At 65.1% G+C, this 22,849-nt stretch carries 33 protein-coding genes; 27 read left to right on the top strand and 6 right to left on the bottom strand.

Annotated features, from left to right (window positions below; all coding sequences use genetic code 11):
• The first annotated feature begins 39 nt into the window (after window positions 1-39).
• From ACFVIV_RS13575 to ACFVIV_RS13700, 26 genes are all read left to right on the top strand, one after another.
• Window positions 40-930, top strand: a complete 891-nt coding sequence (locus ACFVIV_RS13575) for a phage tail protein (RefSeq protein WP_379195894.1) — start codon at window positions 40-42, stop codon at window positions 928-930.
• Window positions 927-2,570 (top strand): phage tail protein, encoded by a 1,644-nt coding sequence (locus ACFVIV_RS13580; RefSeq protein ID WP_379195896.1) that lies wholly within the window; start codon window positions 927-929, stop codon window positions 2,568-2,570. The genes ACFVIV_RS13575 and ACFVIV_RS13580 overlap by 4 nt, the downstream gene beginning before the upstream one ends.
• A 29-nt stretch (window positions 2,571-2,599) precedes the next feature.
• Entirely contained in the window at window positions 2,600-3,040 is a 441-nt protein-coding gene (locus ACFVIV_RS13585) for a DUF2744 domain-containing protein (RefSeq protein WP_379195898.1), read from the top strand.
• Between the two features lie 57 nt (window positions 3,041-3,097).
• Window positions 3,098-4,513: a peptidoglycan DD-metalloendopeptidase family protein gene (locus ACFVIV_RS13590; RefSeq protein ID WP_379195900.1), complete on the top strand. Its 1,416-nt coding sequence runs from the start codon at window positions 3,098-3,100 to the stop codon at window positions 4,511-4,513.
• 41 nt (window positions 4,514-4,554) lie between these two features.
• Window positions 4,555-4,764, top strand: coding sequence for a holin (locus ACFVIV_RS13595; RefSeq protein WP_379195902.1), 210 nt, complete (start codon window positions 4,555-4,557; stop codon window positions 4,762-4,764).
• A 4-nt stretch (window positions 4,765-4,768) separates the two neighbouring features.
• Window positions 4,769-5,179: a hypothetical protein gene (locus tag ACFVIV_RS13600; protein ID WP_379195904.1), complete on the top strand. Its 411-nt coding sequence runs from the start codon at window positions 4,769-4,771 to the stop codon at window positions 5,177-5,179.
• Window positions 5,176-6,018 (top strand): hypothetical protein, encoded by an 843-nt coding sequence (locus tag ACFVIV_RS13605; protein ID WP_379195906.1) that lies wholly within the window; start codon window positions 5,176-5,178, stop codon window positions 6,016-6,018. The genes ACFVIV_RS13600 and ACFVIV_RS13605 overlap by 4 nt, the downstream gene beginning before the upstream one ends.
• Window positions 6,019-6,021: 3 nt before the next feature.
• Window positions 6,022-6,402 carry a hypothetical protein gene (locus ACFVIV_RS13610; protein WP_379195908.1) on the top strand — a complete coding sequence of 127 codons (381 nt, stop codon included), beginning with the start codon at window positions 6,022-6,024 and terminating at the stop codon, window positions 6,400-6,402.
• The gene (locus tag ACFVIV_RS13615; RefSeq protein ID WP_379195909.1) at window positions 6,399-6,716 is read left to right on the top strand and encodes a hypothetical protein; all 318 of its coding nucleotides are present in this window, start codon (window positions 6,399-6,401) and stop codon (window positions 6,714-6,716) included. The genes ACFVIV_RS13610 and ACFVIV_RS13615 overlap by 4 nt, the downstream gene beginning before the upstream one ends.
• A gap of 7 nt (window positions 6,717-6,723) precedes the next feature.
• Window positions 6,724-8,502 (top strand): hypothetical protein, encoded by a 1,779-nt coding sequence (locus tag ACFVIV_RS13620; protein WP_379195911.1) that lies wholly within the window; start codon window positions 6,724-6,726, stop codon window positions 8,500-8,502.
• 9 nt (window positions 8,503-8,511) lie between these two features.
• Window positions 8,512-9,024 carry a hypothetical protein gene (locus ACFVIV_RS13625; RefSeq protein ID WP_379195913.1) on the top strand — a complete coding sequence of 171 codons (513 nt, stop codon included), beginning with the start codon at window positions 8,512-8,514 and terminating at the stop codon, window positions 9,022-9,024.
• Window positions 9,025-9,054: 30 nt separating this feature from the next.
• Window positions 9,055-9,576 carry a hypothetical protein gene (locus tag ACFVIV_RS13630; RefSeq protein WP_379195915.1) on the top strand — a complete coding sequence of 174 codons (522 nt, stop codon included), beginning with the start codon at window positions 9,055-9,057 and terminating at the stop codon, window positions 9,574-9,576.
• A 137-nt stretch (window positions 9,577-9,713) separates the two neighbouring features.
• A complete protein-coding gene (gene thyX, locus ACFVIV_RS13635) occupies window positions 9,714-10,436 on the top strand; it encodes an FAD-dependent thymidylate synthase (protein WP_379195917.1) in 723 nt (240 codons plus the stop codon).
• A 23-nt stretch (window positions 10,437-10,459) separates the two neighbouring features.
• Window positions 10,460-10,960 (top strand): hypothetical protein, encoded by a 501-nt coding sequence (locus ACFVIV_RS13640; RefSeq protein WP_379195919.1) that lies wholly within the window; start codon window positions 10,460-10,462, stop codon window positions 10,958-10,960.
• The gene (locus ACFVIV_RS13645; RefSeq protein WP_379195920.1) at window positions 10,960-11,205 is read left to right on the top strand and encodes a hypothetical protein; all 246 of its coding nucleotides are present in this window, start codon (window positions 10,960-10,962) and stop codon (window positions 11,203-11,205) included. The genes ACFVIV_RS13640 and ACFVIV_RS13645 overlap by 1 nt, the downstream gene beginning before the upstream one ends.
• A gap of 35 nt (window positions 11,206-11,240) precedes the next feature.
• Complete coding sequence (locus ACFVIV_RS13650; protein ID WP_379195922.1) at window positions 11,241-11,657, top strand: hypothetical protein; 417 nt, start codon at window positions 11,241-11,243, stop codon at window positions 11,655-11,657.
• A 70-nt stretch (window positions 11,658-11,727) separates the two neighbouring features.
• Window positions 11,728-12,627, top strand: a complete 900-nt coding sequence (locus tag ACFVIV_RS13655) for an SPFH domain-containing protein (protein WP_379195924.1) — start codon at window positions 11,728-11,730, stop codon at window positions 12,625-12,627.
• Window positions 12,624-12,779, top strand: coding sequence for a hypothetical protein (locus ACFVIV_RS13660; protein WP_379195926.1), 156 nt, complete (start codon window positions 12,624-12,626; stop codon window positions 12,777-12,779). Before ACFVIV_RS13655 ends, ACFVIV_RS13660 begins: the two co-directional genes overlap by 4 nt.
• Window positions 12,779-13,192 (top strand): DUF6915 family protein, encoded by a 414-nt coding sequence (locus ACFVIV_RS13665; RefSeq protein ID WP_379195928.1) that lies wholly within the window; start codon window positions 12,779-12,781, stop codon window positions 13,190-13,192. The genes ACFVIV_RS13660 and ACFVIV_RS13665 overlap by 1 nt, the downstream gene beginning before the upstream one ends.
• A complete protein-coding gene (locus tag ACFVIV_RS13670) occupies window positions 13,189-13,710 on the top strand; it encodes a hypothetical protein (RefSeq protein ID WP_379195930.1) in 522 nt (173 codons plus the stop codon). Before ACFVIV_RS13665 ends, ACFVIV_RS13670 begins: the two co-directional genes overlap by 4 nt.
• Before the next feature lie 11 nt (window positions 13,711-13,721).
• Window positions 13,722-14,261 (top strand): hypothetical protein, encoded by a 540-nt coding sequence (locus ACFVIV_RS13675; protein ID WP_379195932.1) that lies wholly within the window; start codon window positions 13,722-13,724, stop codon window positions 14,259-14,261.
• A 3-nt stretch (window positions 14,262-14,264) separates the two neighbouring features.
• A complete protein-coding gene (locus ACFVIV_RS13680) occupies window positions 14,265-14,945 on the top strand; it encodes a hypothetical protein (RefSeq protein ID WP_379195934.1) in 681 nt (226 codons plus the stop codon).
• A complete protein-coding gene (locus ACFVIV_RS13685; protein ID WP_379195936.1) occupies window positions 14,942-15,634 on the top strand; it encodes a hypothetical protein in 693 nt (230 codons plus the stop codon). Before ACFVIV_RS13680 ends, ACFVIV_RS13685 begins: the two co-directional genes overlap by 4 nt.
• Window positions 15,610-16,299 carry a DNA polymerase beta superfamily protein gene (locus tag ACFVIV_RS13690; protein ID WP_379195938.1) on the top strand — a complete coding sequence of 230 codons (690 nt, stop codon included), beginning with the start codon at window positions 15,610-15,612 and terminating at the stop codon, window positions 16,297-16,299. Before ACFVIV_RS13685 ends, ACFVIV_RS13690 begins: the two co-directional genes overlap by 25 nt.
• Window positions 16,296-16,871: a hypothetical protein gene (locus ACFVIV_RS13695; protein ID WP_379195940.1), complete on the top strand. Its 576-nt coding sequence runs from the start codon at window positions 16,296-16,298 to the stop codon at window positions 16,869-16,871. Before ACFVIV_RS13690 ends, ACFVIV_RS13695 begins: the two co-directional genes overlap by 4 nt.
• A gap of 212 nt (window positions 16,872-17,083) precedes the next feature.
• A complete protein-coding gene (locus ACFVIV_RS13700) occupies window positions 17,084-17,395 on the top strand; it encodes a hypothetical protein (RefSeq protein ID WP_379195942.1) in 312 nt (103 codons plus the stop codon).
• Between the two features lie 5 nt (window positions 17,396-17,400).
• Here the strand turns inward: ACFVIV_RS13700 and ACFVIV_RS13705 are convergent, their stop codons facing one another.
• From ACFVIV_RS13705 to xerC, 4 genes are all read right to left on the bottom strand, one after another.
• On the bottom strand, window positions 17,401-17,742 hold the full coding sequence (locus ACFVIV_RS13705) for an XRE family transcriptional regulator (RefSeq protein ID WP_379195944.1): 342 nt from the start codon (window positions 17,740-17,742) through the stop codon (window positions 17,401-17,403).
• Entirely contained in the window at window positions 17,739-18,239 is a 501-nt protein-coding gene (locus ACFVIV_RS13710) for a hypothetical protein (protein ID WP_379195946.1), read from the bottom strand. Before ACFVIV_RS13710 ends, ACFVIV_RS13705 begins: the two co-directional genes overlap by 4 nt.
• A gap of 313 nt (window positions 18,240-18,552) precedes the next feature.
• Window positions 18,553-19,092 carry a DUF2637 domain-containing protein gene (locus ACFVIV_RS13715; RefSeq protein ID WP_379195948.1) on the bottom strand — a complete coding sequence of 180 codons (540 nt, stop codon included), beginning with the start codon at window positions 19,090-19,092 and terminating at the stop codon, window positions 18,553-18,555.
• A 195-nt stretch (window positions 19,093-19,287) separates the two neighbouring features.
• Complete coding sequence (gene xerC / locus ACFVIV_RS13720) at window positions 19,288-20,613, bottom strand: tyrosine recombinase XerC (RefSeq protein ID WP_379195950.1); 1,326 nt, start codon at window positions 20,611-20,613, stop codon at window positions 19,288-19,290.
• A gap of 645 nt (window positions 20,614-21,258) precedes the next feature.
• Between xerC and ACFVIV_RS13725 the strand changes: the two genes are divergently transcribed.
• Window positions 21,259-21,615, top strand: a complete 357-nt coding sequence (locus ACFVIV_RS13725; RefSeq protein ID WP_379195952.1) for a hypothetical protein — start codon at window positions 21,259-21,261, stop codon at window positions 21,613-21,615.
• A gap of 92 nt (window positions 21,616-21,707) precedes the next feature.
• Here ACFVIV_RS13725 and ACFVIV_RS13730 read toward each other — a convergent pair whose 3' ends face one another.
• Together ACFVIV_RS13730 and ACFVIV_RS13735 are read right to left on the bottom strand one after the other, a co-directional pair.
• Window positions 21,708-22,277, bottom strand: a complete 570-nt coding sequence (locus ACFVIV_RS13730; protein ID WP_379195954.1) for a hypothetical protein — start codon at window positions 22,275-22,277, stop codon at window positions 21,708-21,710.
• Window positions 22,278-22,371: 94 nt separating this feature from the next.
• Window positions 22,372-22,827 carry a nitroreductase/quinone reductase family protein gene (locus ACFVIV_RS13735; protein ID WP_379195956.1) on the bottom strand — a complete coding sequence of 152 codons (456 nt, stop codon included), beginning with the start codon at window positions 22,825-22,827 and terminating at the stop codon, window positions 22,372-22,374.
• Between the last annotated feature and the right edge of the window lie 22 nt (window positions 22,828-22,849).

A 22,849-nucleotide genomic window follows, 5' to 3' on the forward strand; every position in this document is an offset into this window, starting at 1 on the left:
CACAACTGAATACACACAACTGAATAGGCGGGACACCGCGTGGAAGACAATCGCACGCTGGTCGAACTGGAGGGCGTGAACGGCAGCTGGTTCACGCTCTCCGGCCCCGGCATGGGCGAGCAAGGCGTGATCCTGGGCACCGACCTCGAAGGCATCTTCGACGCCCCGGTCAAGACCATCTGGACCGAGCACGCCCATCAGATCGGCGGCACCTATGCCGGAACTCGATACCTCAAGCGCGACATCGTGTTCGGCGTCTGGATCGACGACATCGACTCCGGCTCTTGGCAATTCAACGACTCCGAATGGCGCAAGGCGTGGGCCTACGACCAGGACTGCAAGCTGTGGATCACCACCCCTGATTCCGGCCGCCGGTACCTGAAAGTCCGCCTGCTGGAGCAGCCCAGCTTCAAGCCGGAGAAGGACCCGAACCTCATCAAGTCCGCCCGGGTCATCATGACCGTCTGCGCGGGCGACCCGTGGTGGTACGACGAAGAGGGCTACACCGACACCTGGGTCCTGGAATCGGGCACCTCCGGATCCGGCACCGTCACCATCGACAACCCCACCGATCAGCCCGTCTGGGCCGAATGGGTCCTCCAAGGCGCGGCCCGCTGGACCATCCCCGACTTCTCCTTCGGCGACAACAGCTTCGGGCGCGCGGAAGCCGACAAGGAACGTCGGATCAAGATGCCCGCGCAGAAGCCGGGCCAGACGTTCCTGATCACCACCGACCCGCACGAAGACATGCTGCGCGACCCCGCCGGCACGCAGGTGTGGTCGCTGATGAACGGCGTCACCTTCAACTATCCGATTCCCCCGTACACCAAGGCAATTCAGCTGCCGGTGTCGGTGGAAGGGGCGGCGCCGGGCGTCGGTGTGCAGGTGCGGATCAAACGCAACTGGTCACGGCCTTGGGGGCTGGAATGACCACGCGCACAATCGACTTCGGCCTCGAGTACTCCACGCTGCTCGCCAATCGCGAGGACGAAAAGCGCCGCCGTCTGACCCCGCCGCTGGTGCGTCTGTGGGACGGTGACTACAACCTGCGCGGCCGGGTCACGCGGATCATCTCCGCCGACATCACCGAGGTCAACAACGACACCGGCATGGCCCACCTGGAACTACCCCTCGATTACTGGATCAGCGAATGGGTAGTGAACGTCGACGGCCGCGACACCTCCAACATCCACCTCACCGTGGACAAGGACGGAGTCCGCTGGTCAGGCCGCATGGAGTCGTTCACGGTCCGCAAGAACGACGACGGCACCGGCGTGCTCGCGATGGCGTTCCGCCACGACTACGAAGAACTCAAGCACATCGTCTGCTACCCAAACCCTTGGCTCCCACCGGAATTCCAGTTCCCCAGGGTGTTTTTCCTGTTCGGCCCGTCGCGCTGGGCGCTGAAGCTGATGTTGCTGCTCAACCTGATTCGCCTTCAGGGACGCCTGTGGACGTTCCTTCCGGACGATCCGCTCGACCCCCTCACGTGGGGCACGCTGGACCATTCGAAGTGGACGATCGTCGTCAAGCCCGACCCCATCGGCATCGACACTTCCATGCCGGCACTGGTGATTTCGCGCATGAAGACCGTGCACGACGCCAGCAAGAAGATCGTCGCCGACGGTCAGCTCACCTGGACGTTCCGTCGCTTCCTCAACGGTGACCCGCCGCCCTGGCCGGGAGCCAACCTCCGCCATGGGGCGCTTGTCGTGGACCTGGTCGACAAGAGCGCCGCGTACCGGTCCACCTCGTTCTTCGGTGACCTGTTCGGCGGGCTGATCCACGGCATGCTCGGCATCGACGAAAAGGGTTTGGACAAGGGCATCGACATCGTCGCTGACCCGAATATCCCTGCGGAGTACCACGATCCGGAATGGCGAGGCACTCTCGCCCAGGCCCCGTGGGTGATCTACCGCGACGGCCCGCGCACCGGAATCCAAACCTCGGAGTTCACGCTGCGGCCGGCCACCGACGTCGGCATCATCGCTGGCGGCCACAGCGCCCCGGGCGTGAACGAAATTATCGGCGCGGCGATCCAGACCGTGGGTGACCTGATTGCTGCTGCGGTCGTAATCCCGCCCGTTGGCGGTGCCGTTGACCGGCTGCTAGCCCCCCTTTACACCGATGTGGTGCTTGCCTTCGGCAAGTGGCGATTCCAAAGTCGCGCAAGGAAATTGGGCTACCACTTCTACCATGAAAAGTTTCAGGAAGGAGCGGACCGCGCCTACAGTCTGGGCTGGTTGCTGGCAATGCGCGCAGGCCAGTGGGGCACCCGCGAAACCACCTCTCACGAAGTCGTCGTCGCCGACGGCGCACCGTTCCACGTTGGCGCGCAAGGCTTTGGCCACTTCTATTTGGGCGACCGCATCGGCTCGACGGTGCGCGGCATGCCCGTCGGTAGAGTGTTCGTCGACCGGGTCACCCAGATCAACCTGGCCTGGGACCGGGAACGCGCGCCGGGCTGGAAGATCACCGTCGGTCAGCGCGAGATCAAGGACCCCGCCGTCAAGGCGTGGGAGCAGCTGCGCGAAATCATCTCCCTCATCCAGGATCTCGGCGTCCTGTAGGCGAAAACTGAATAAAGGAACCAACTTTCGTGATCCCCACATTCGAGACCACCAACTACGACGATCCCGAACAGCACTTCGCCGCGGCACTGGTCAACGTCCCCGGCCTCGGCCCCGGCGGCGTCGGCATCCCCCCAGCCTGGGCGAAGATCATCTCCAGACACCTGGTCGAGATCGGCTACGCCTGGGGGCCATGGCTGGCGCACAAGGCCGACGCGAACGGCAAGATCGACGTCAACGACTTGCCCAAGCAGACCAAGAAGCTGCTGCGCCCGGTCCGCGGCCCCATCAGTGTCTGGAACGGCGCAACGCAATGGGTGCCGATGGACACTCCCGAACCGCCCGCGATCGTGCTGCCCGACCCTGAGGCCATGACCATCGAGGAGCGCGCGGCCCTGCTCGCCGCATTCGATGCGGGCGGCTACCTGCCCGCACCGGAGCCCGAAGGTAACTTCGCCGAGGAGCTGTAGGGCAGCAGCAAACATCTACCGCCCCCCAACAGGGCGGGCGACAATCAGGACTGCCGGGTGGGGGACCGGCTTCCTGATTCGTCCTGCGCTGCCGTCGTGCGCGCGAGGTTCGCCGCCCGCTGGGAGTTCTCGTTGTCTCGTTTCATGCCCCTCAAGCAGGGCACCTATCAGATCGCGTCCGGATTTGGACCCAGGTGGGGCACAAACCATCTGGGCCTGGATTTCGCCGCTGATGACGGCACCCCGATCTACGCCGCCCAGGCCGGCACCATCGCCCATATCGGTGCCGCGCAGGGCTTCGGGCAGTGGATAGTCATCGACCACCCCAGCGAGGCCGGCGGCGGCACCACCGTCTACGGCCACATGTGGGACGCGAGCGCGACGGGCCTTCGCCGCGGTGACAGCGTGCAGGCCGGGCAGCTGATCGCCTACGTCGGCAGCAACGGTCAATCCACTGGCCCTCACCTGCATTTCGAGGTGCACCCCACCGTGTGGGCGGCCGGATCCCAGATCGACCCGCAGCCCTGGCTCGCTGGTGCTCGCGACCCGGGCGCGACCAGTCCGACACCACCCCCGGGAGATCCCGTGCAGACCCATTTCGGTATCGACATCGCCTCGTATCAGGCCGGCATCGACATGTCCCGCGTCGCCGCCGAGGGATTCGCCTACGTGATCGCCAAGGCCACCGAGGGCAGCGACTACATCAACCCGCACTACCGGGCGCAGCGTGACGGCGCACGCGCCAACGGCCTGTTGTTCGGCGCGTATCACTATGTCCGCGAAGGTGTCTCGGCGGCTGCGCAGGTCGACAACTACGCCGCAGCCGAGCCCGACAAGAGCATTCCGGTGATGCTCGATGTCGAGATCGGCTCCGGCGGAATCGGATTGACCCGCGCGCTGGTCGCCGAGTTCACCGGACGTGGCTACCGGGTGAACCTGGTGTATCTGCCGAAGTGGTTCTGGCACGGGCACATCGGCCGCGCGGATCTGTCCGGTCTGCCTCCGCTGATGTCCTCGCACTACGTCAACGGCTCCGACTACGCCTCGGCGCTCTACCCCGGCGACAACCATCCGGGCTGGGAAGGCTACGGCGGCGACCACGTCGCGGTCTACCAGTTCTCCGACCAGGGCCGCGTCGCTGGCCTTGCGCTCGATGTCAATGCCTTCCGCGGCACCCGCGCGGAACTCGAAGCCCTTTTCAGTACCCAGGAGGATGACTTGCCTTATTCCCCAGAAGCTCTCAAGGCTCTGATCTTCGAATGCCTCGAAACCTATGTCGGCCCGATCGGGTCCGACGTCAAGGACGTGCGCGAGCAGCTGTGCGGTGCCGGTGCGCGTGATGCGGGCCAGTATCTCGGGTGGCCGCAGCTGGGCGGCAAGACCGTCGTCGACAAGCTCGCCGAACTGTCAGCCCCTGCGTGCGCGAAGACGTGCGCGGTCGCCGAATGCCCGAACAGGGTGCCCGCCAGCTGAAACCTGCTGGCTGGCAACACAACTGAATAAGGAAACTGAATATGGCTGATGTATTTACCCAGGACGGTCTGATCGACGCCGGCAAGCGTGCGGTGAAGACCTTCGCCCAGTCCCTGGCGGGCAGCCTGGTGGTCTTCACCGGCGTCCTGGATGCCGACTGGACCGCCAGTGTCAGCGCCGCCGGTCTGGCCGCGCTGATCTCCCTGCTGACCAACGTGGCTGGTGACCAGCTGACGGGCAAGGCCGGGTAACCCGATGTCAGTAGACGGTCACCCCTGGGTGGTCTGGGCATCGGTAGCCGTCGCGGTCATCACGATCGCGGCGGCGGCCGTGCCGAAAGTGCGCGAAATCCTGTACCCGGTCTTCGAATTCGTGACCGGGCGGCGGGTGCGGCGAATCGAACGCCAGGCCCGCATGGAGGCCGCCGCCGCCATCCTCAACGATCAACGCGTCGAGCTGCTCTCAATCCAGCTCGCCGGTGTCGCCGCACAACTCGACAGCGTGCTGGCCCAGGCCCGCGAAGACGCCGCCCGCTATCAGCTTCAGATCGCTGAGCTGCGCACCGAGTTGGCCGACACCAAAGCCGAACTCACCGCCAGCCGCGTCGAAATCGCCGAGCTGCGAGCGGCATTGGCCGAGTACGCCGAGAAGCGGGTGCAGCCGTGACATTTCCCGTAGGCAATGTCCCCGGCACCGCGCTGCGGTTCGGCACCGACTACAACGTCAACTTGAACGAGGACGCCGCCACCGCGTTCATGACCGGCGGCGTGAAGAAGTCCTGGGCTGATGCCCGCGGCATGATGAAGGACAAGGTCGAAGACCCGCTCTCGGATAAGCCATCGCTGCAACAGGTCCCCATGGGATCACCGCTGTGGCAGTCGATGGGCAAGGGCGAGGACACCACCTTCCCACGCTCGCTGCTGACCTTCGGCGCTGCGGGGGCGACGTCCAGCGCCGGCAGCGGCGACAAGTCGCACAGCCATCCGTTGCGCACGGTGCCCGATTACCAGCCCGCCGGGCATGGATCGAGCTTCCTCGAGATGGGTTTCATTCAGGCACAGCGTGACCGGACCTACACCGAGGTCGGGTTCATCACCGGCGACAGTATCACCGCGTTCGGCATCAACGCCTTCTACATCGGTGTGTTCGGTGTCGACCCCGCCAACGGCAACGTCAGCCTGCTCAACCCGATCTCCGCGGCCATCGACATGCGCGGCAGCTTCGGTGCCACCAACACCGAGTACCGCTTCAATATCGGCACTTCGATCAAGGCCAAGCAGGGCGATGTGTTCGGCGTCGGGCTGATCCAGGTGACCTCGGTGGGGCAGACGTGCAGCTCGTTCCTGTGCATCACCCAGAACAACATCAAACCCGCAGCCGGACAGCCCTATCCGCGTTCGGGCTACTGCTGGTCGGGCGGCTACACCTCGATGCCGACCTTCATCGAGGAGAAGTACCTCGCCTGGCAGGACTCGAACAAGGTTCCCTTCTACGTATTGCGATAGGTCATGAGCGACAAACTCAAGCACGCCAAGGATTTCTTCTTCGCTGTCGCGCTCGATGGATTCGGCAGCCGCAAGTTCATCGGTTTCCACGACTTGGAACCGGCGCGCAAGTACATCCACGACTACGCCGTCCCTGGGCTGTTCGCTGCGATCAAGCAGGACGACCCCGACTACGACCCCGTCGGGCCGCCAACCGAGGCCACGACCAACGAGGCCGTCATCGCCTATGCCCGCCACATCGAGCGGGACATGGAAGCCCTCGCACGCATCGACAAGACCGGCGACCTGTACCTGATGATGTGCACCCCCGGTCACGCTGGCTGCTTCCTGGGCGACCTCAAAGACGCGCTCACCGCTGATGACCCCGACTGGGAGACACGATGAGCGAAAAGTGGGAAATCGGGCTCGGCGCACCGAAGCTCGTCGTCCACATCAAGAAGCACTCCGGCCTGGTGTGGCAATTCCGTTGGGCCGCAGGCAACTACCCGCCCGGCAGCGAGCTGTACCTGCTCGTCGGCGCCGGGCCTGCCCCCACGCGATGGCCGTTCACGATCCAAGAGGATCTGGCGACCCTGACTGTGAAACAGCCTGTCGCAGTGGCTATCCCGGACCGGACTCCGGTCTATCTGATGTTCAAGGCCAACCCCGCCGCCGAGCCCGACTGCCTGGCGGCCGGCGCGGTCAAGGCGTGGAAGTGAAACCCTCATGACTGATGTGATCATCGGCGTACCCCCGAACACCCCGACCCTGGGGCCGGCCGCGAGCCTGCCCAGTGGCGGAGTGCTCGTGCCGGTGGCAGGCCGCGACGGTCATGGCATCGACCTGACCGGAGTCAAGAACTCCTACGCCGAGCTGCCCGCAGGGCTGGGGCCTGACGACAACGGCGTCTGCTACCTGCTGCTCGAAGACAACCTCGTCTACTTCTGGAACGGTGCCGCGTGGCCAGCCAAGGGCAAAGGCGCACCGATCAAAGGCGACATAGGCGACCCGGGCCGCGGCATCGAGGGAATCGTCACCACCCCAACAGGTCTGCGTTTCGCCATGACCGTCGGACCGTCCCCGGTCGACGTCGACGTGCCCGCACTGACCAGCGCCACGGCCGCCGCCGCAACCGCCACCACCAAAGCCGATGAAGCCCTGCTCAACGCGGCCACAGCCGCCAACGCTGCCGGCGCGGCCGACACCGCGGCCGGTGCTGCCGCCAACTCCGCCACCTCGGCCAGCGGAGCATCCGCTGCCGCTATCACTGCCCGCGACCAGGCTGTCGCCGCCAAAAACGACGCCGCCGCTGCCGCCGGGCGCGCTGGCGACTCCGCCACTGCCGCAGCAGGATCGGCCACCGCCGCCGACAGCTCTCGAACGGCCGCGCGAACCTCTGCCGAGGACGCCACCGCCTCGGCAAACTCGGCCACCATCGCGCGCGCCGACGCCCAGTCCGCGCGCAACACCGCCACCGCAGCCGCGACGGCCGCCGACACTGCACGCACCAAGGCCGCCGAGCACGAAGCCACCGCGAAGTACTGGGCCGAACACGCCTCCGAAACCGTCGGATCCGGAATCCCCAACGCCGACAAGACAATCAAGGGTGGCATCATGCTGCCCGGCGCCAACCCGGGCGAGTTGGGCGGCACGTTCGAACACCCCGTGGTGGCGGGCTGGAGCACCAAGGCCGACGTCGCCGCTCTCGAGGCCAAGTACTCCAAGCCCGGCTCCGGCATCCCGAAAGCCGACCTCGACACCGCGGTGCAAACCAACCTCGACCGGGCCGCCACCGCCTACCAGAAGGCCGGCGCGGGCATACCGCGTACCGATCTAGATTCGGCGGTGCAGTCGTCGCTGGCCCGCGCGGACTCCGCAGTGCAGGTCGACGGAACCGGCAAGCTCCCCGAGGCCCTCATCCCTTCCGTGGCCATGACCGACTTCCTCGGCGCGGTCGCCACCCAGGCAGCGATGCTGGCGCTGTCCGGGCAACGCGGTGACTGGTGCACCCGCACAGATAAAGGCACCGACTGGCAGCTGATCGCCGAACCAGCCAACCAGCTCTCCAGCTGGCGCGAACGCACCTACCCGGCCTCGCCGGTCTCCAGCGTCAACGGCCGCACCGGCGCGGTGACCACCAGCTCCACCGACGTCACCGACGCCACGAGCATCGGGCGCGCGGTCATGACCGCTGCCACGGCCGCCGCCGCCCGCTCCACACTCGGCGCGGGAACCTCCAGCCTTGCTCTGGGCACCACCTCGGGCACCGCTGCTGCGGGCGACGACGCACGTCTGTCCGACCAGCGTGTCCCGACCGACGGCAGCGTCACCAACACCAAGATCGCCGCCAACGCCGCCATCGCCTTGTCCAAGCTCGCCGTGGGAAACGTTGCCGGACAAGACAATGCGGGGCCGCGCTCACTCACACTGTGGGTCGGCACCGAGGCCCAGTTCAACGCCATCGCCACCAAAGACAGCAACACCATCTACCTGCGGACGGCGTAAATGGCCGGAATGAGCAGCGCCGCAATCGCATTGGTGCGCGCATCCATCGGCAACACCGCAGTCCAGAAGGTCAGCCGAGGAGCCGACATCATCTGGTCGGCCTTCACCGCCATGGGCATGAACAAGAACGGCACCTTCGCGATGGAGTCGAGCACGACCGCCCTGATTGGCGGCTGGGCCGTGCGCACGCCGGGTTCGGTCATCGCCAACCAAGCACTGGTCTGCGACGGGGCTGCGGCAGTCACAATCCAGTGGAAGATCACGCTCACATCTATGTGGCCGGGCGCAGGCGCAGTCACCTTCCGCGTCCTCAAGAATGGGAACTCGATCGGCACCGGCAGCATCCCGTTCAACTCCAGCACCGGCACCTTCAACCCGATCTCGACGACCGTAGCCCCAGGCGACACCCTCGCGATTCAATACGTCACCCCCTTCGGCTACAGCGCCACCGTCGCCGCAGGCGCTACCAGCACCTATCTGTATTTCGAGCAGGCTGGCGGCGTCACCCGCAGCAAGACCTAGCGCTCTCGTTGCCGGGGAGGGCAACACGCCATGACCATAAGCCTCAGCAGCATTGCGATCCCCAAGGCATCCTTCGGGGTTACAGAGCTTCACAAGATCAGCATCGGATCCACCCAGGTCTGGGCCTCGGACGCCTTCACCCCCGTCCGTGCCAATATCGCCACCGGGCACATCAGCACCTACGAATGGAAGCGCGTCATCGGCCTGACCGCCGACACCGCCTCTTACCCGGGCTCGACGGTCACCTCCGACCAACTAGTTGTTCCGGCTGCCGGTACAGGCGTGACCATCACGGCGTCCATTCGATGGGAGAACAGCAAGGTGGCTTCCTATCCGGTCAGCATGCGTCTGAAGGTTGACGGTGTGATCGTCAAAGGAGAAACCCAGTTCGATATCGGTGCCAAGGCATCCAAGGTCTGCATCGTCGAGGCGACCAACCAGACCGTGCGCGTCGGAAGTCTTGTCACAGTCGAATCCACAAACGACTTCGTCACTGGCCCGGTGATCGTGGCTGATGTGGCCAGCAATTTCCTACGAGTCACGAAGCTCTAACCGTTCTGCAAACGTTCCATGCAAGCACTCAGTCACACGCATCGGCTGGGTGCTTGTTTGCATTGCAGCACCTAGATACGTCTTCAGGGTGTAAAGCCATCCGTTCCAAGCGTTCCATGGGATATAGAGTTCCCGCCGTGAGTTTGTTCGTGCAGCCCCATGTAGCCCTGATCGCCACCACCAGCCTGTGGCTCCCGGACACCCCGGACTACAGCCTCGGCGAGGACTCCCTCGACGACGGCGAAGAGCTGGCCGTGTTCGCCGGGCGCAACTGCTACCAGTCCTGGGAACGTCCGAACCCCGAGACCGCCACCACCCGCGGCTACCTGAAAAACATTCTGCGGCAGAAGCATTGGAGCGTTCTCGAGCACGCCAACGCCAGCTTCTACATCACCGGCGTCTCCCGGTCGCTGACCCACGAACTGATCCGTCACCGCCACATCCCGCGCTCGGAGCTGTCGCAGCGCTACGTCGACGCCGACGAAATCAACTTCGTCATCCCGCCGCTGTACGAGAACGACCCCGAAGCGATCCACGACCTCGAACAGAGCGCCTCCGCCGCGCTGTCGAAGTACCACAAATGGGTCCAGACCTACCGGGGCCGCGGAGCCAGCCACAAGGAAGCCCGCGAAGCCGCCCGAGCGCACCTGCCCGGCAACGCCGAAACCCGCATCGTCGTCACCGGCAACTACAGGGCGTGGATGGACTTTCTTATCCAGCGCGACGCCGACGGGGTCGACAAGGAAATGCGCCGCATTGCCGCATGGATCGGCCGCGAGCTACGCGACCAGGCCCCCAACGTCTTCGGGCCATCCGCCCGCGAAATCTGGCAGCCCAGCACCCCTGCCCAGGCCGCCTGACCACTTCACCGGAAGCGAATCCAATGAGCACCCCCACCATCGCCGAACTCGAAACCGTCATCGCCTGGCTGGAAAAGCACGCCGAGAACGATCGCACCGGCGTGCTGAAAGAGCACCTCACCACCGCCAAGGCCGACCTGTCCCATGTCCGCGCGGGCGAAGAACGCGACTTCACATTCGCCAGGGCTTACTACGAGACCGTCTCCAACAGACTGCTTCCGTGGGAGACAGAAGCCCGTCGACCGTGGGAAACCCTCCCGGTGGCTGACCGTCGCTACCAGCTCTCCCGGGCCAAGCCGCTGCTGGACGCACTCGAAAAGGCCGGCTGGACCAAGCCGAAGCCGAAGGCCCGCACCTGGGACGACCTCGCCGACGTGCCGGCCGACGTGGTCGTTGTCGATCGTGAAGGCGACAAGTGGGAAAACCGCGGCGGCAAATGGGGTCTGGGCACCGGCGGAAACTGGGGCCTGTCGCACCTGGTCGATTCCTACAACTACGGCCCCTTCCGCGAATACCTCGGCTGATGCTCGACTCCCAGAAGTCCAGCGGGCCATGGGAAGTCGAAGAGGACGTCACCTTCGGTGAGATCGCCGTACGACGCCGCCGAGGTTCGGGGCCGCCGGTAACCAACGGCCCCACAGCGGGTGTTTTCGAGGCCGAGTACGCCCACATCCGCTCATTCGGAGTGACCGACACCGAGCGCCTCAGCGCCTACTTCGGGCTCAAGGTCACCACCTTCGAACAGCGCATTCACCGCGCTGCTGCATGAAATCCACACCGAACCAAACGAACTGGAGCAGAACCATGGGCACCTTCCCCTCGCCGTACACCTACGAGACCAAGTCCACCGCTCTGGAACTGCTCGAACAGGCACGCCAAGCAGGCATGAAGCAGTCCGACGCCTGCGTCATCGTCGCCGAGGAATTCGAGAACGGCCCCGCCGTATCGACCCTGCACGCCTGGGCGCGCGAGGCCGGCATCTTCAAGTCCCACCGCGGCAAGCGCAAGGGCTCGGCCACCTCGAACACCAAGGTTCGCACCGCGGCACCCGCCCCCGCCCCCGTATCGGAGCCGGTCGCTGCCGAGCCGGTCGCCGCCGACGCCGAGGTCATCGCCCTCAAGCGCGCCAACGCGCAGCTGACCAACGAGGTCGAGCGCAACCAGCACGAGATCAAGGCCCTGCGCGGCCTGGTCGTGCACTACCTGCGGCCGTCCGCCTAATTCGCCGAGTGACCATCCGGCCGACCGTCGCGGATTCACGGCGGCCGGCCAACATCCCGAAAGGGCTTCTGTGCCTTTCCTGTTCATCCTGGCCTGCATCGCCGCAGTCGTGGCGGGCATCGCCTTCCTGACCGGCATCTACTTCCGAATCTCCGATGTCGCCCTCTCACGCGGTGGCATCTTCACCGCAATGATCAGCGGAGCCGTCGCCATCCTGCTGATCGCACTGTCGTCGTTCACCATCGTCTCCACCCGAAACGTCGGCATCACCACGAGTTTCGGCAAGCCGACCGGCACCCTGTCCAACGGCATCCACCCCGTGGCGCCGTGGCAGAAGGTGACCGAGCTGTCGGGCACCATCCGCACCGACTCGCACACAGGCGGATTCGTCGACGGCAAATGCGACGGCGGCACCGCGGTCCGGCTCGCCAACAACAGCACCGCATGCGTCGACAACACGGTGCGCTGGCGGATCGTGCAGAACGCCGCCGACGAGCTGTACCGCGACTACCAGAACGACGACAACATCAAGAACAGCCTTGTCACCCGCGAGCTGAACGCAGTCATCAACGCGGTGTTCGCCAGCTACAACCCGCTGTCTCCGGAGGCCGCCGACGGTCCGAAGCTCGACCAGCTCTCTGTGGTGGTCACCGACAAGCTCAAGGCCAAGATCGGCAGCCAGATCGACGTCCAGGGCGTCATCCTGAGCCTGGTCCACTTCGACCAGGTCACCCAGGACAAGATCAACGCGTTCCAGGCCCAGATCGCCTCCACGCGGATCGCCGAGGAATCCCAGCGCACCGCCGCCGCCCAGGCCCAGGCCAATCGCGTTCTGTCCGACTCGGTTTCGCGCGACCCCAACGTGCTCGTGGCCAAGTGCCTCGAGCTGGTGTCCTCGGGCAAGGCGCTTCCCGCCGGCTTCCAGTGCTGGCCGGGCACCAGCCTGCCCAACACCGTGTCCGTGCGATGACCGCAACACCACTGGCCGAGCTGGTCGAAGCCGTGAAGAAGATCCAGGCCGGCGACGCCGACGCCGCCCTCGCGATGGCATGCGCCATCTCCGAAGGCTCGGTGACGCTCCAGGACATCGTCACCGCAGCCCGCGCCGCCCAGGGCCACTGATGGCCCAATCCTGGATCCACGCACAGGCTTCCGCGCGCCACTTCGGTGGCGCACCGGAGGACTACATCGCCATCCACGAATGGATCGACGCGTTCAAGGCCATGGTCGGCGACGTCACCCACCGCCAATACCGGCACAACTCCCACGGCCCATGGATGGCCCAGGAAGTGTTCGGCCGCACCATCACCAACTCCGCGGGCAAACAGATCCTGGTCCGCGACATCGCCGAGAACCACATCGTGGAAGACCTCGGCTGGCTCCCGTCGCCGGCCGACTGGTCGGCGTGCCTGACCTGCAAGGTCTGGATGGGCGGCAAACGCAACAAATTCATCGGCCGCGAAGAGCTGCTGGAACAGGCGCTCCCGCATCCGAACAAGGTCCACGGCACACAGCCAGAACAGGAATTGGCATGACCGCCCATCCCACCGCGCTCGGGGGCCGCCCCATCAACGGCACGATCTCCCGCCGCGGTCCCGGTGCACAGCGCCCGATCGAGGAACTCATCGCCGCCATCGACGCGGTGTTCGCGTTCCCCGAAGTGCAGAAGGTCAAGTGGCATCAGTACACCCCCGGCTGGAACGACGGTGAACCCTGCGAGTTCAGCGCCGATGAGCCCTCATTCCTGATCGAAGGCGTCATCCCGACGGTCGAGCCGGACGACTACTTCGACGAGGACGACGAGGACGACGACAGCATCCGCTTCGTCTCGGCCTGGGACATCAAGTACGGCAACGTCCTCGGTCCCGAGAAGTACGGCGAGCCGGTCAAATATCCGCACCTGAGCGCCGAGCTGGTCACCGCCATCGACGCGCTGGAAACCGCCATCACCAGCACCGGGCATCAAACGGCGTTGCAGACCCACTTCGGCGATCCCAGCGAAATCACCGCCACCCGCGACGGATTCAACGTCGCGGCCTCCGACTTCTACTGAACGGGAACACCGTGAGCGACACCAACACCCTCGCCGGCCGGCCGATCACCGGAGAAATCCACCGGTACAGCCGCACCGAACGAGTCGACCAGCGCCCGATCGAAGAACTGCTCGCCGCCTTGGACGCCATGTTCGTCTTCCCCGAGGTCGAAGCGGTCCGCTGGACCCAGTACACCCCGTACTTCAACGACGGTGACGTCTGCGAATTCGGCACCGGCGAGATCTACGTGAAGTGGGTCGGGCAAGACGACGGCGGCGACTACGAAGACGGGTTCTACGACAAGGGCGGCGACTTCCCGCCCGGCTACTGGGACACCCACTACCGCCCATGGGTTCGCGCCGAGCCCGGCCTGCTGCCCGGCAGCTTCGATGACAGGGTCTACGGCCCCGCCGGCACCCACAGGCCCGACATCAAGATCGCCCACAAGAACCTAGGAGCGCTGTTCTACAGCGGCGCATTCGAGGACCAGCTCCGCGAATCCTTCGGCGACCCAGCAGAAGTTACCGCCACCCGCGATGGCTTCCACGTCGAGTTCTACGAGCACGACTAGCCCATGAGCATCCCGGATCTGCACCTGCGCGCCGAATGCCTGTTCTCCAAATTCGGGTTCCACGACGGCGAGCAGGTGCAGGAATGGCTATGGGCCGCCGAAGACGCCGGCATCTGCATCACCCAATGGATGGGCCACGACGACCACGCCGTCCTGGCACAGCTCGCCATTGATCACCTTGCACCCCTCCTCCCGGAACCGTTCACCATCCGGCGAACCATGACCAGCCACAACCCAATTCGGATCGACACCTGGCGCGGCGAGGATTGGGACGACTACGCGGAGGCCCCCGCAGAAGTCCACGACATTTGCGTGACAGTGCCTGGCCAGACCGTCATCGACTTGCTCAACACCATGGGCAACGAGGGCGGACCGGTCCGTCATGCCCGCGATATCCCCGACCGAGTCATGCTCGACGCCGTCGCCGACGCCATGGACTGCCGCCAAGCTCGCTGGGCAGAACTGGTCGACATCGCCGACCTGCTTGAGCTACGCGGCTACCGCATCCAAACCGGTCCGGGAAACCGCGAACAGATCTACATGCCCGTGAAGCTGGTGCGTGTCAAGGCATTCCGCCTCCTCAATCGCGGTCTGCTCGAACACTGCCCCTGCGGATGCCGTGACGGTTTCGACCTCACCGAGGCCGGTTGGGAACTACTCACCGGCACCAAGGAACTCGCATGATCCCCATCCCGCCTAGCCTGCGCCTGGCCGCCGACGACCTGTTCCGCCCCGACGGCTTCGAGCGTGGCGACGCCGTGTTCAACTGGCTGTGCACGGCCCAGCAGCTCGGCTGCCACCTTCCCCCGGTGTGGCCCAACGATTCCGCGCTGCTGGTCGATCTGGTCCGGATCTTCCTCATGCCGGTGTTTCGGCCCGGAGTGACCGTGCGGCACTCGACCTTCCATCGCAATCCGGTCCAGATGGACAACTTCGTCGACACGCACCCGAAGCTGACCGCCGACCAGCGCCAGCGCTGCGTTGTCCACCTCCCGGGCGAGATCGTCCGCACCCACGTCTACGCCGCCGCGCGCCGCGAGAAACTCGTCCTGCACGCCCGCGACATCCCCGATCTCGTGTTCCTGCAAGCCATTCGGGACATCAACGAGCGCGACGGCACCTGGGCGACCGTCGACCAGGTCCGAGAGGTTCTGACGCGCGCCGGCCTTCACGGCGACCGCCAGCGCGGCAACCGCGGCCAAGAGCCACTGCCGCGAAAGCTCGTGCTCGCCAAGGCCCGCCGACTCGAACACCGCGGCTGGATCGACGGGTGCACCTGCGGCTGCTACGGCGGATTCACCCTCACAGACGCCGGCCGCGAAAGCTGGCGCGAACTCCGGTTAGGAACATGGACCTCATCCTCGAAGGCATAGTTGGATCCACCGCCTACGGCCTCAACACCCCCGCCAGCGACATCGACTACGCCGGCATCTACGTCGAACCGACCGCTAATCTCCTTGGCCTGCATCCACCCTCACGGGAACGGGCCACCAAGAAGGGCCGCGACGACGCGGACGCCACCTACCACGAGATCGGCAAGGCCATGGGCCTCATGCTGTCGTGCAACCCGACCGCCATGGAAATCCTGTGGCTCGACGAGCACCTCCTGACGACCCCGTTCGGCGAGGAACTGATCGCGCTGCGCTCGAACTTCCTGTCCGCCAAACGGGTTCGAGACGCGTTCTTCGGCTACGCCATGTCCCAGTTCTCCCGCCTGGTCAAGCGCGGCCGGTTCCAAGGCTCGCTCGACACCCGCCGCGAGAAGCACGCCCGCCACACCATGCGGCTACTCGTCCAGGGCCTCACCCTCTACACCACCGGCCATCTGCCGATCGACATGACGCACAAACGCGACTTCATCTTCGATTTCGGCAAGACCATCGCCGCAGACCCCGACGCCGAGGCCGCCGCCGAAATCCTCGCCATCTACGAGGACGCATTCAACGACGCCCGCACCGCGCTGCCGACCGAACCAAACGAAGCCCCGCTCGAGGACCTCCTCCAGCGGATCCGCCGAGCACACCTGGACGCCGCATGAGCAAGCACTGGTACACCTCCGACCTACACATCGGACACCGCCGAGTCGCTGAACTCCGCGGATTCGACAGCACCGACGCGCACGACCGCGAACTGGCGTTCAACTGGGACTGGATGATCGGCCCCACCGACATCGTGTGGGTGCTCGGCGATATATCCGTGGGTGGCAAGGCCAATGAGGACAACGCCATCGAATGGATCTCCAAACGACCGGGCACCAAGCACCTCATCGCAGGCAACCACGACAACTGCCACCCCATGCGCAGCAAGGCCCACGCCTGGCAGCGCCGCTACCTCAAGGCGTTCGACTCCGTGCAGCAGACCGCCGTCCGCAAGATCGCCGGGCAGCGAGTCACCCTCAGCCACTTCCCCTTCCACGGCGACCCTGACGGCGACCACACCCCAGAGAACCGCTTCGAGGAATGGCGCGTCCACGACCACGGCGGCTGGCACCTCCATGGCCATACCCATTCAGGAAATCCGGCTCGTGGCAGGCAAATCCACGTCGGTGTGGACGCTCACCTACTAGAGCCCGTGCCGCACAGTTGGGTCGAACGCGTCATTACTCAGTAGTCGAAGGCTGCCGGTCTTTCATCCACGCGTACGGGTTCCGGTTGCGCTCCTCGATCTTCGCCTTGCATCCCGGGCACATCTCGCCACCCTCGCCGACCGGGTTCTCCCCGCAGATACCGCACTTCTTCACATCGGACACGATCGAGCATCGTAACCATCCACAGACCACACGGTTTGGCGGCATCCAGGTGCACGAATGCGAGGATGCTGACGTGGGGATGCACTCGGGTGAACCTGGACCGGCCGAGCAGGGGCTGATAGAGGTTGAGGCGATTCTGGTAGCGGTCCTGTCGGTCATCCGGCCGAACTCCAAGCTCTCGGCCCATGACATTCTGCGTGAACTCGCCGATGAGATGGAGGAGCCGCCCACCCCCGGTCAGATCACCGAGGCTCTGGGCCTGCTGAGTGAGCCGGTACTCGGCTACAAGCCCGGCGAACCGGTACACGACGTCATCGACCGCCTGTATGGGATCGCGCAATGGTTGGACGGGCAGCGGCTGGATGACGACAACGGGCTGGGGTGAACACTTCACCTGTCGAGCTGAGCGACCCGCCACTGCCGAAGAGTCTCGGTTCTGTTCGGGTCCGGGGAGAAGGAGTACTCCAGTCGGGCACCGACCTTTTGGGCGGCGCGCAGGAGCCACTCGACGCTGTACTTGTTCAGGCGACCCATCATCAGGTGGGACAGGTTCGTGGTGCCGTTGAGGCCGAGAACCGCGGCGAGTTCCGCGCGGGTAAGGCGCAGCGCAGCCGCCTGGTCGACAATCGCCAGGGCCGCAGCCACGCGCAATCCGGCCAGGCTATCGCCTCTCTGAAGGTCGAGGTACGCGCGGATCATCGTCCGGGTGCCGTCTGCCTTGTCGAGGATCATGCCAATCCGTCCTGGTTGCCGGGTGGGTAGAGACCTTTGAGCTGTTCAATCGCTTCCGAGTCTCCCAGTTCGGCCGCTGCTCGAAGCCTTCGGACGTCGGCCTGAGATTGTAGGTCTGCCTCGGTGAGCCGGACTGGGTACTTCCGCCTGTAGCGGGCGTTCTCCTTGTTCTGCTGGGCCGTCTTCCACGCTTGAGGGTCGAAGGCCCACAGTTCCACTTGGCGTACGCATTTGGGGCACGCGTCAGGGTCGGAGTCGTCGAACTCCATGGGTAGCAGCACCTTCACGAACTTCCCGCAGGCAGCTCGCTCAGCTTCACCGCCCTCGAGGAACGTCGGACGATCGGTCTGGATCCGCGGACCCAGGGTGTACTGGTGGGTGAACTTCCACGGGATGAAGGCATGGGCTTCGCCGGGCTCTTCGGGGAGGCCGCGTTCGTAGGTGCCCTTCTCTCGGGTCCATTCCGCGAGGGCTGCATTGGTTTTGGGGTACTTCACGATTGGATGCCTCTCGTTCGATTAGCGCTGTGCCGAACGCGATTTGGGCGCGCGTGATCGACGGCGCTCGTGGGAGTCCGTTGGAGTGCGTGCCTTGGCGGATCGGCTACCGGCCGGGCGGCGGCCGTGGGTCCTGATCTCGGTGGCGCTGCGTGGAATTGGGTCGGGGGATGCTCTCGTGGCCAGCTGGCAATCGGGTCAGCTGGCCTGGGTGGTCGATGCCGGCCGGGCGCGCAGCCACGCCGCGGCGCACCGGGATGGCGCGTACGGCCATCGGTGTGCGCGAGGTGTCTGGTTGCCCGGCCGGGCGCAGTCAAGCAGCAGGGGCAGCCTCGACGGCGTCGACGTGCACGGCTTCGGTGGTGCCGTCGGGCGTGGTGCGAGTCCAGAACTCGGGCGCCGAGTCCGCGGTGGGGGTGGTGGCAGTTTCAGCGACCGGCGCTTCGGCGGTCTCCTTGGATTCGGCCCACAGCATCATGGTCAGGTGCGTGATCAGCAGCAGCACGAGGGGTGGCACCGCCGAGATCGAGACGCCGATCCAGGAGCCCGAGTTGTACCAGGCAGCAAGGCCGTTGCCCGCGATGGACAGCAGCGCGCCGAAGCTCAGCAGCGCCCACGCGTACGCCTTACGACCGCGCTTCCTGAACGCGGCAGCAGCAATCGTTGCTCCGATAACCAGACCGTCCACCACAAGAGGGATCGACCACGGATGCGCGGTGTGGAACCGCTCGGCCAGACCTGACAGGTCGGAGTAGCTGACCAGGAACGAGAACGCGCCGACCGCAACCGAGCACGTAGCGGCGGCCTGAACGGCGGTGATGCGCGAAAGGGTGTCCTGAGCGCGAGCTAGCATGAAACTGCACCAACCTTCACTTGGTGTCTTGGAACCCCGCTGAGTGGCTGCTCGGCGGGGTTCGCCTTTTCTGGGTGGGGTTTCGCCCCATGTGGGCCGACCAGATAGGATTTGGGGTCTCAGGGCGACTCCCATCTCCCTGGGGTGGTGACCCCCGCAGCCCGGTGAAGAAATTCAGCTGCGGGGGTTTTACTTTCAGGCGGCCATGTCGATGCCGAGGAAGTTGTCCAGGTTGCGCAGTGCCGCGGCGGCGACGTTCTGGCCGATGTGGGTGTAGATACGGGTGGTCGCGATGCTGGCGTGGCCGACGATCATCTGGATGGTCTCGGCGTCGACGCCCGCCTCGTGAAGTAGCGTGACCGTCGTGTGTCGGGTCTCGTGCACCACCAGGTCCTCCGGGAGGCCGGCGGCGGCAACGCACTCCTTGAACATCTGCCACGCGGTGCGGGGCGGAAGCGGGCGTGCGAACGGGTACCGCGGGTCGGTGAACACCAGGTTGTGTTCGTTGTCGACGCGGTTGCGCGTCTTCTGAGCCTGAAGCATCAAGAACGCCGCGAGCTGTGGCGTCACCGGCAGCTTGCGGATCGAAGCACCGGACTTGGGTCGGGTGAGGTGAAGACTGTCGACCAGGTGCTTGTGCTCGTAGTCCAGGGGGAAGTCGAAGAACCCCGAAGGGCAGACCGCGCCGCGCTTTCGCCCACACGGCCAGCTCTTGTCCTCGCGCTGGTTGCCGCATCCGTGGTTCTTGGTGTGCGACTGGAGCTGCCAAGTCACGTCGATGAATCCGCCTGTGCCGTCAGCGGATTCGGGCAGGTGCACCCGGTCCCAGGTCAGCCCGAGTACTTCGCCGAGCCGGACGCCGGTGAAGAGCAGCACAGCCAGGGCGCTCGTGTACGGGTGCTCGTTCTGGTACGACACCCGCAGCAGGTGCTTGGCCTGATCGGCGGTCATCGCTCGCCGGGCCTCTTTGCTCGCCGACGGCGGCTCCGCGTGCTCAGCGACGTTGCGCGCCACTTCATCTCGGCGGTAGGCGGCCCGCAGCGCGGTGTGCAGGATACGGTGAGCCAGCCGCGCCGAGCCGATGCCGTCGTAGCGCCCCTTACTGTCCTCGCGGATCCTGACAACGATCTTGTCGTACATGTCGTTGAGATCGTCGGCGGTGAGGTTGCGAAGCTTGATGTGACCGATGAGCGGCTTCACGTGGCTGTCGATGATCGACTTGTGCCCGCGGTAGGTCTTGGGCGTCAGGTTGCGCTTGGCGATGTTCTCGAGCCAGTGGTCCACCCAATCGGCGACGGTCTGGGTGCCGGTGACGGCCGGCATGCCCGCGCGGGCGCGCTCGACCATGACGCGGAGCTTCTCCAGCGCGTCGTCGTAGGTGGTGCTGTAGGCGTAGAGGCGGCGGACGCCGTCGCGGGCGCGGTTGGGGTTCGCCTGCGACGCTTCGTACACGCCCTTGTTCTCGCGCCACTTGCAACTCGGAGCGCCATTCGGAACGCGCGCAGTTTTGGTTTTCGCCACGGGAATCCTTCATCAGGTTTTGATGACAGAGATTTGTCGAGAAGCCCGTCTCGGGCTACTGCCGACAACTTTCACTGCCAACAAGTACTGCCGACATCTACTTGCGCGCAACTGCTTGCCGTTACTGGCGGATACGCGCCTGACCTCAGCATATGCTGATTGGGAATCGTCCCACGGGGGGCTTTACACCCCACTCCAACTGCCTGTTAATCGGCAGGTTTCTGGTTCGAGTCCAGATGGGGGAGCAGAAGTATGGCCCCTGACCAGGAAATATGGTCAGGGGCCATATTTGTTTAGTCCACTGATCGGACCCGCGCCAAGAAAACCCAAGAATTCGCCGCCGAACGTTTCGTCGGCTGGTCCTGTCGAAGTCCGGTCGAGTCGTCTAACGGCGTCACCATGATGGTTCTGGCTATTTCGAGGAGGGCTGGGGCTGTGACCGCAGTCCCGCCGCGCGTGCACCACCGGCTCACCGAATTGGGCTTGTCCCTGGAGATTCCATTGGCGGCGCTGCGCATGCCGCGGTGCGGGCCATCCGAAGCGGCCGGCGCCTGCCCACGGAAGATCAACGGGGTCGGGGTTACTCGGCCGCGTTGAGATCAGATCAGGCGTAGAGTTGACAACCCGAGGCGACAGGAGTTGGCGATGTCCCTACGCGCGAGACCAGCGATGGTCCGGACTGCTGCGATTGCTGTGGCCGCGGGTGTCATCACGCTCTTCGGCACGGTCGGTCAAGCGTTCGCCGACGTCGAACCCGGTGCCTACACGTCCACGACGTGGTCGTCCGGCATCGTGCTCTTGCAGCGCGACGCGCGTGTCGAGGGTGGGGACCTGGTTTTGATAGGGCGTTACCCAATTCATTCGACGCCCGACGGTGGTTACGTGGACCTATTTCCCGGCCACCGAGTCGTACTGATCAGCGATGGACACGGCGGGTACGAGGGCCCGGCGTATTTCGGTGGAGTGGTGATCGGCGCCATCACGCTGACCCCCCAACGCTGAGCGAGAAGCCCGGCCACGACCGGGACCAACTGGGTAGTTTCGGCGAGCGTTCCGGCCCGCCGCAAACGATCACAATGACGTGAGACGCCGTCCTAGAGCGTGCCTTGCGGCACAATTTGCAGCCCGTTGACGAAGGTATCGAAATCGGGTTGGTACATGTCTCGATCGGTGGCCGGGGTCTGGGCGGACATCATGATCGGGTACGTCATTTCGCCTGCATCGTAAGCGGATCCAAGGAAGTCCTCGTAAAGGTCTCCGTCGGAGGCGGGGGAGATCCCGGTGGTCCTGTGGGCCTCCAAACCGCACACCGAGATGGTCTCGGATCCCAACTCTCGCCATCCGTCACCCATACTGACCCCCATCACGGTTGAGGTCCCGCGGGCGGGGAGTATGCGGACGGTGACGGTCGCAGTGCCCTTCCGGAAGCCGATACGTGACACCGCAGCGTCGCCTTCTTCAACGGACGTCTGCTGCCAGCCCGGCAGTTGCGGAACCTGGATGGTGAACGGCACATCAGGGCGCTGTTCGGTGGCGAAAACGGTCCCGGTTGGGGCGCTGGCGTTGCAGGATGGGTGAGTCGGTGAATCTGGCTCCGCTCCGCCGCAGGCGGTCACACTCGCTGCCACGATGACGGCTGGAACCAGATGCCGAAAGTCGATCACGATTCGCCACCCTATCCAGCCGAACCCTCGCGGCCACTCGCACCTGCTACACGATGCTCGCGAAAGCGGCCGTCGAGGCGTGAACGAGCCGCTGTCAGGCCGGTTCGCAGATAACCACCGGGATATCCCGCGCAGTGCTGCGCTGATATCCGTCGTACGGGTTGCCGAAGCCGCGGGTGATCTCGGGCCAGAGCGCGGCCTTTTCCTCCGTGGAAGCGGTGCGCGCGATGTACGGCTTGGTCTCACCGCGCACGGTGATCTCGACAGTGGGATGGGCGACGAGATTCAGATACCAGGCGGGGTTGTGCGAAGCGCCGCCGAGCGAGGCGATCAGGATGATCCGCTCCGGAGTGAAAATGGGCGAGCTCAATAACGTGGAGCGCCGCTGACCGGTCTTGCGACCGATGGTGTGCAGCTCCAACACCTGCATCGAGCCGAACCTGTGCGGCCAGCGACCGCCGGTCAGCTTCAACAACGTGCGGTGCCCGTTTTCCAGCACCCAGGCGCCGCTTTCGGCAACCCAGTCGGGGGTCTTCTGCTTGTCGCCCATGGTCTATCCCCTTGTAGTTGGC

The organism is Nocardia sp. NPDC127526, from assembly GCF_042672265.1.
GTDB lineage: Bacteria > Actinomycetota > Actinomycetes > Mycobacteriales > Mycobacteriaceae > Nocardia.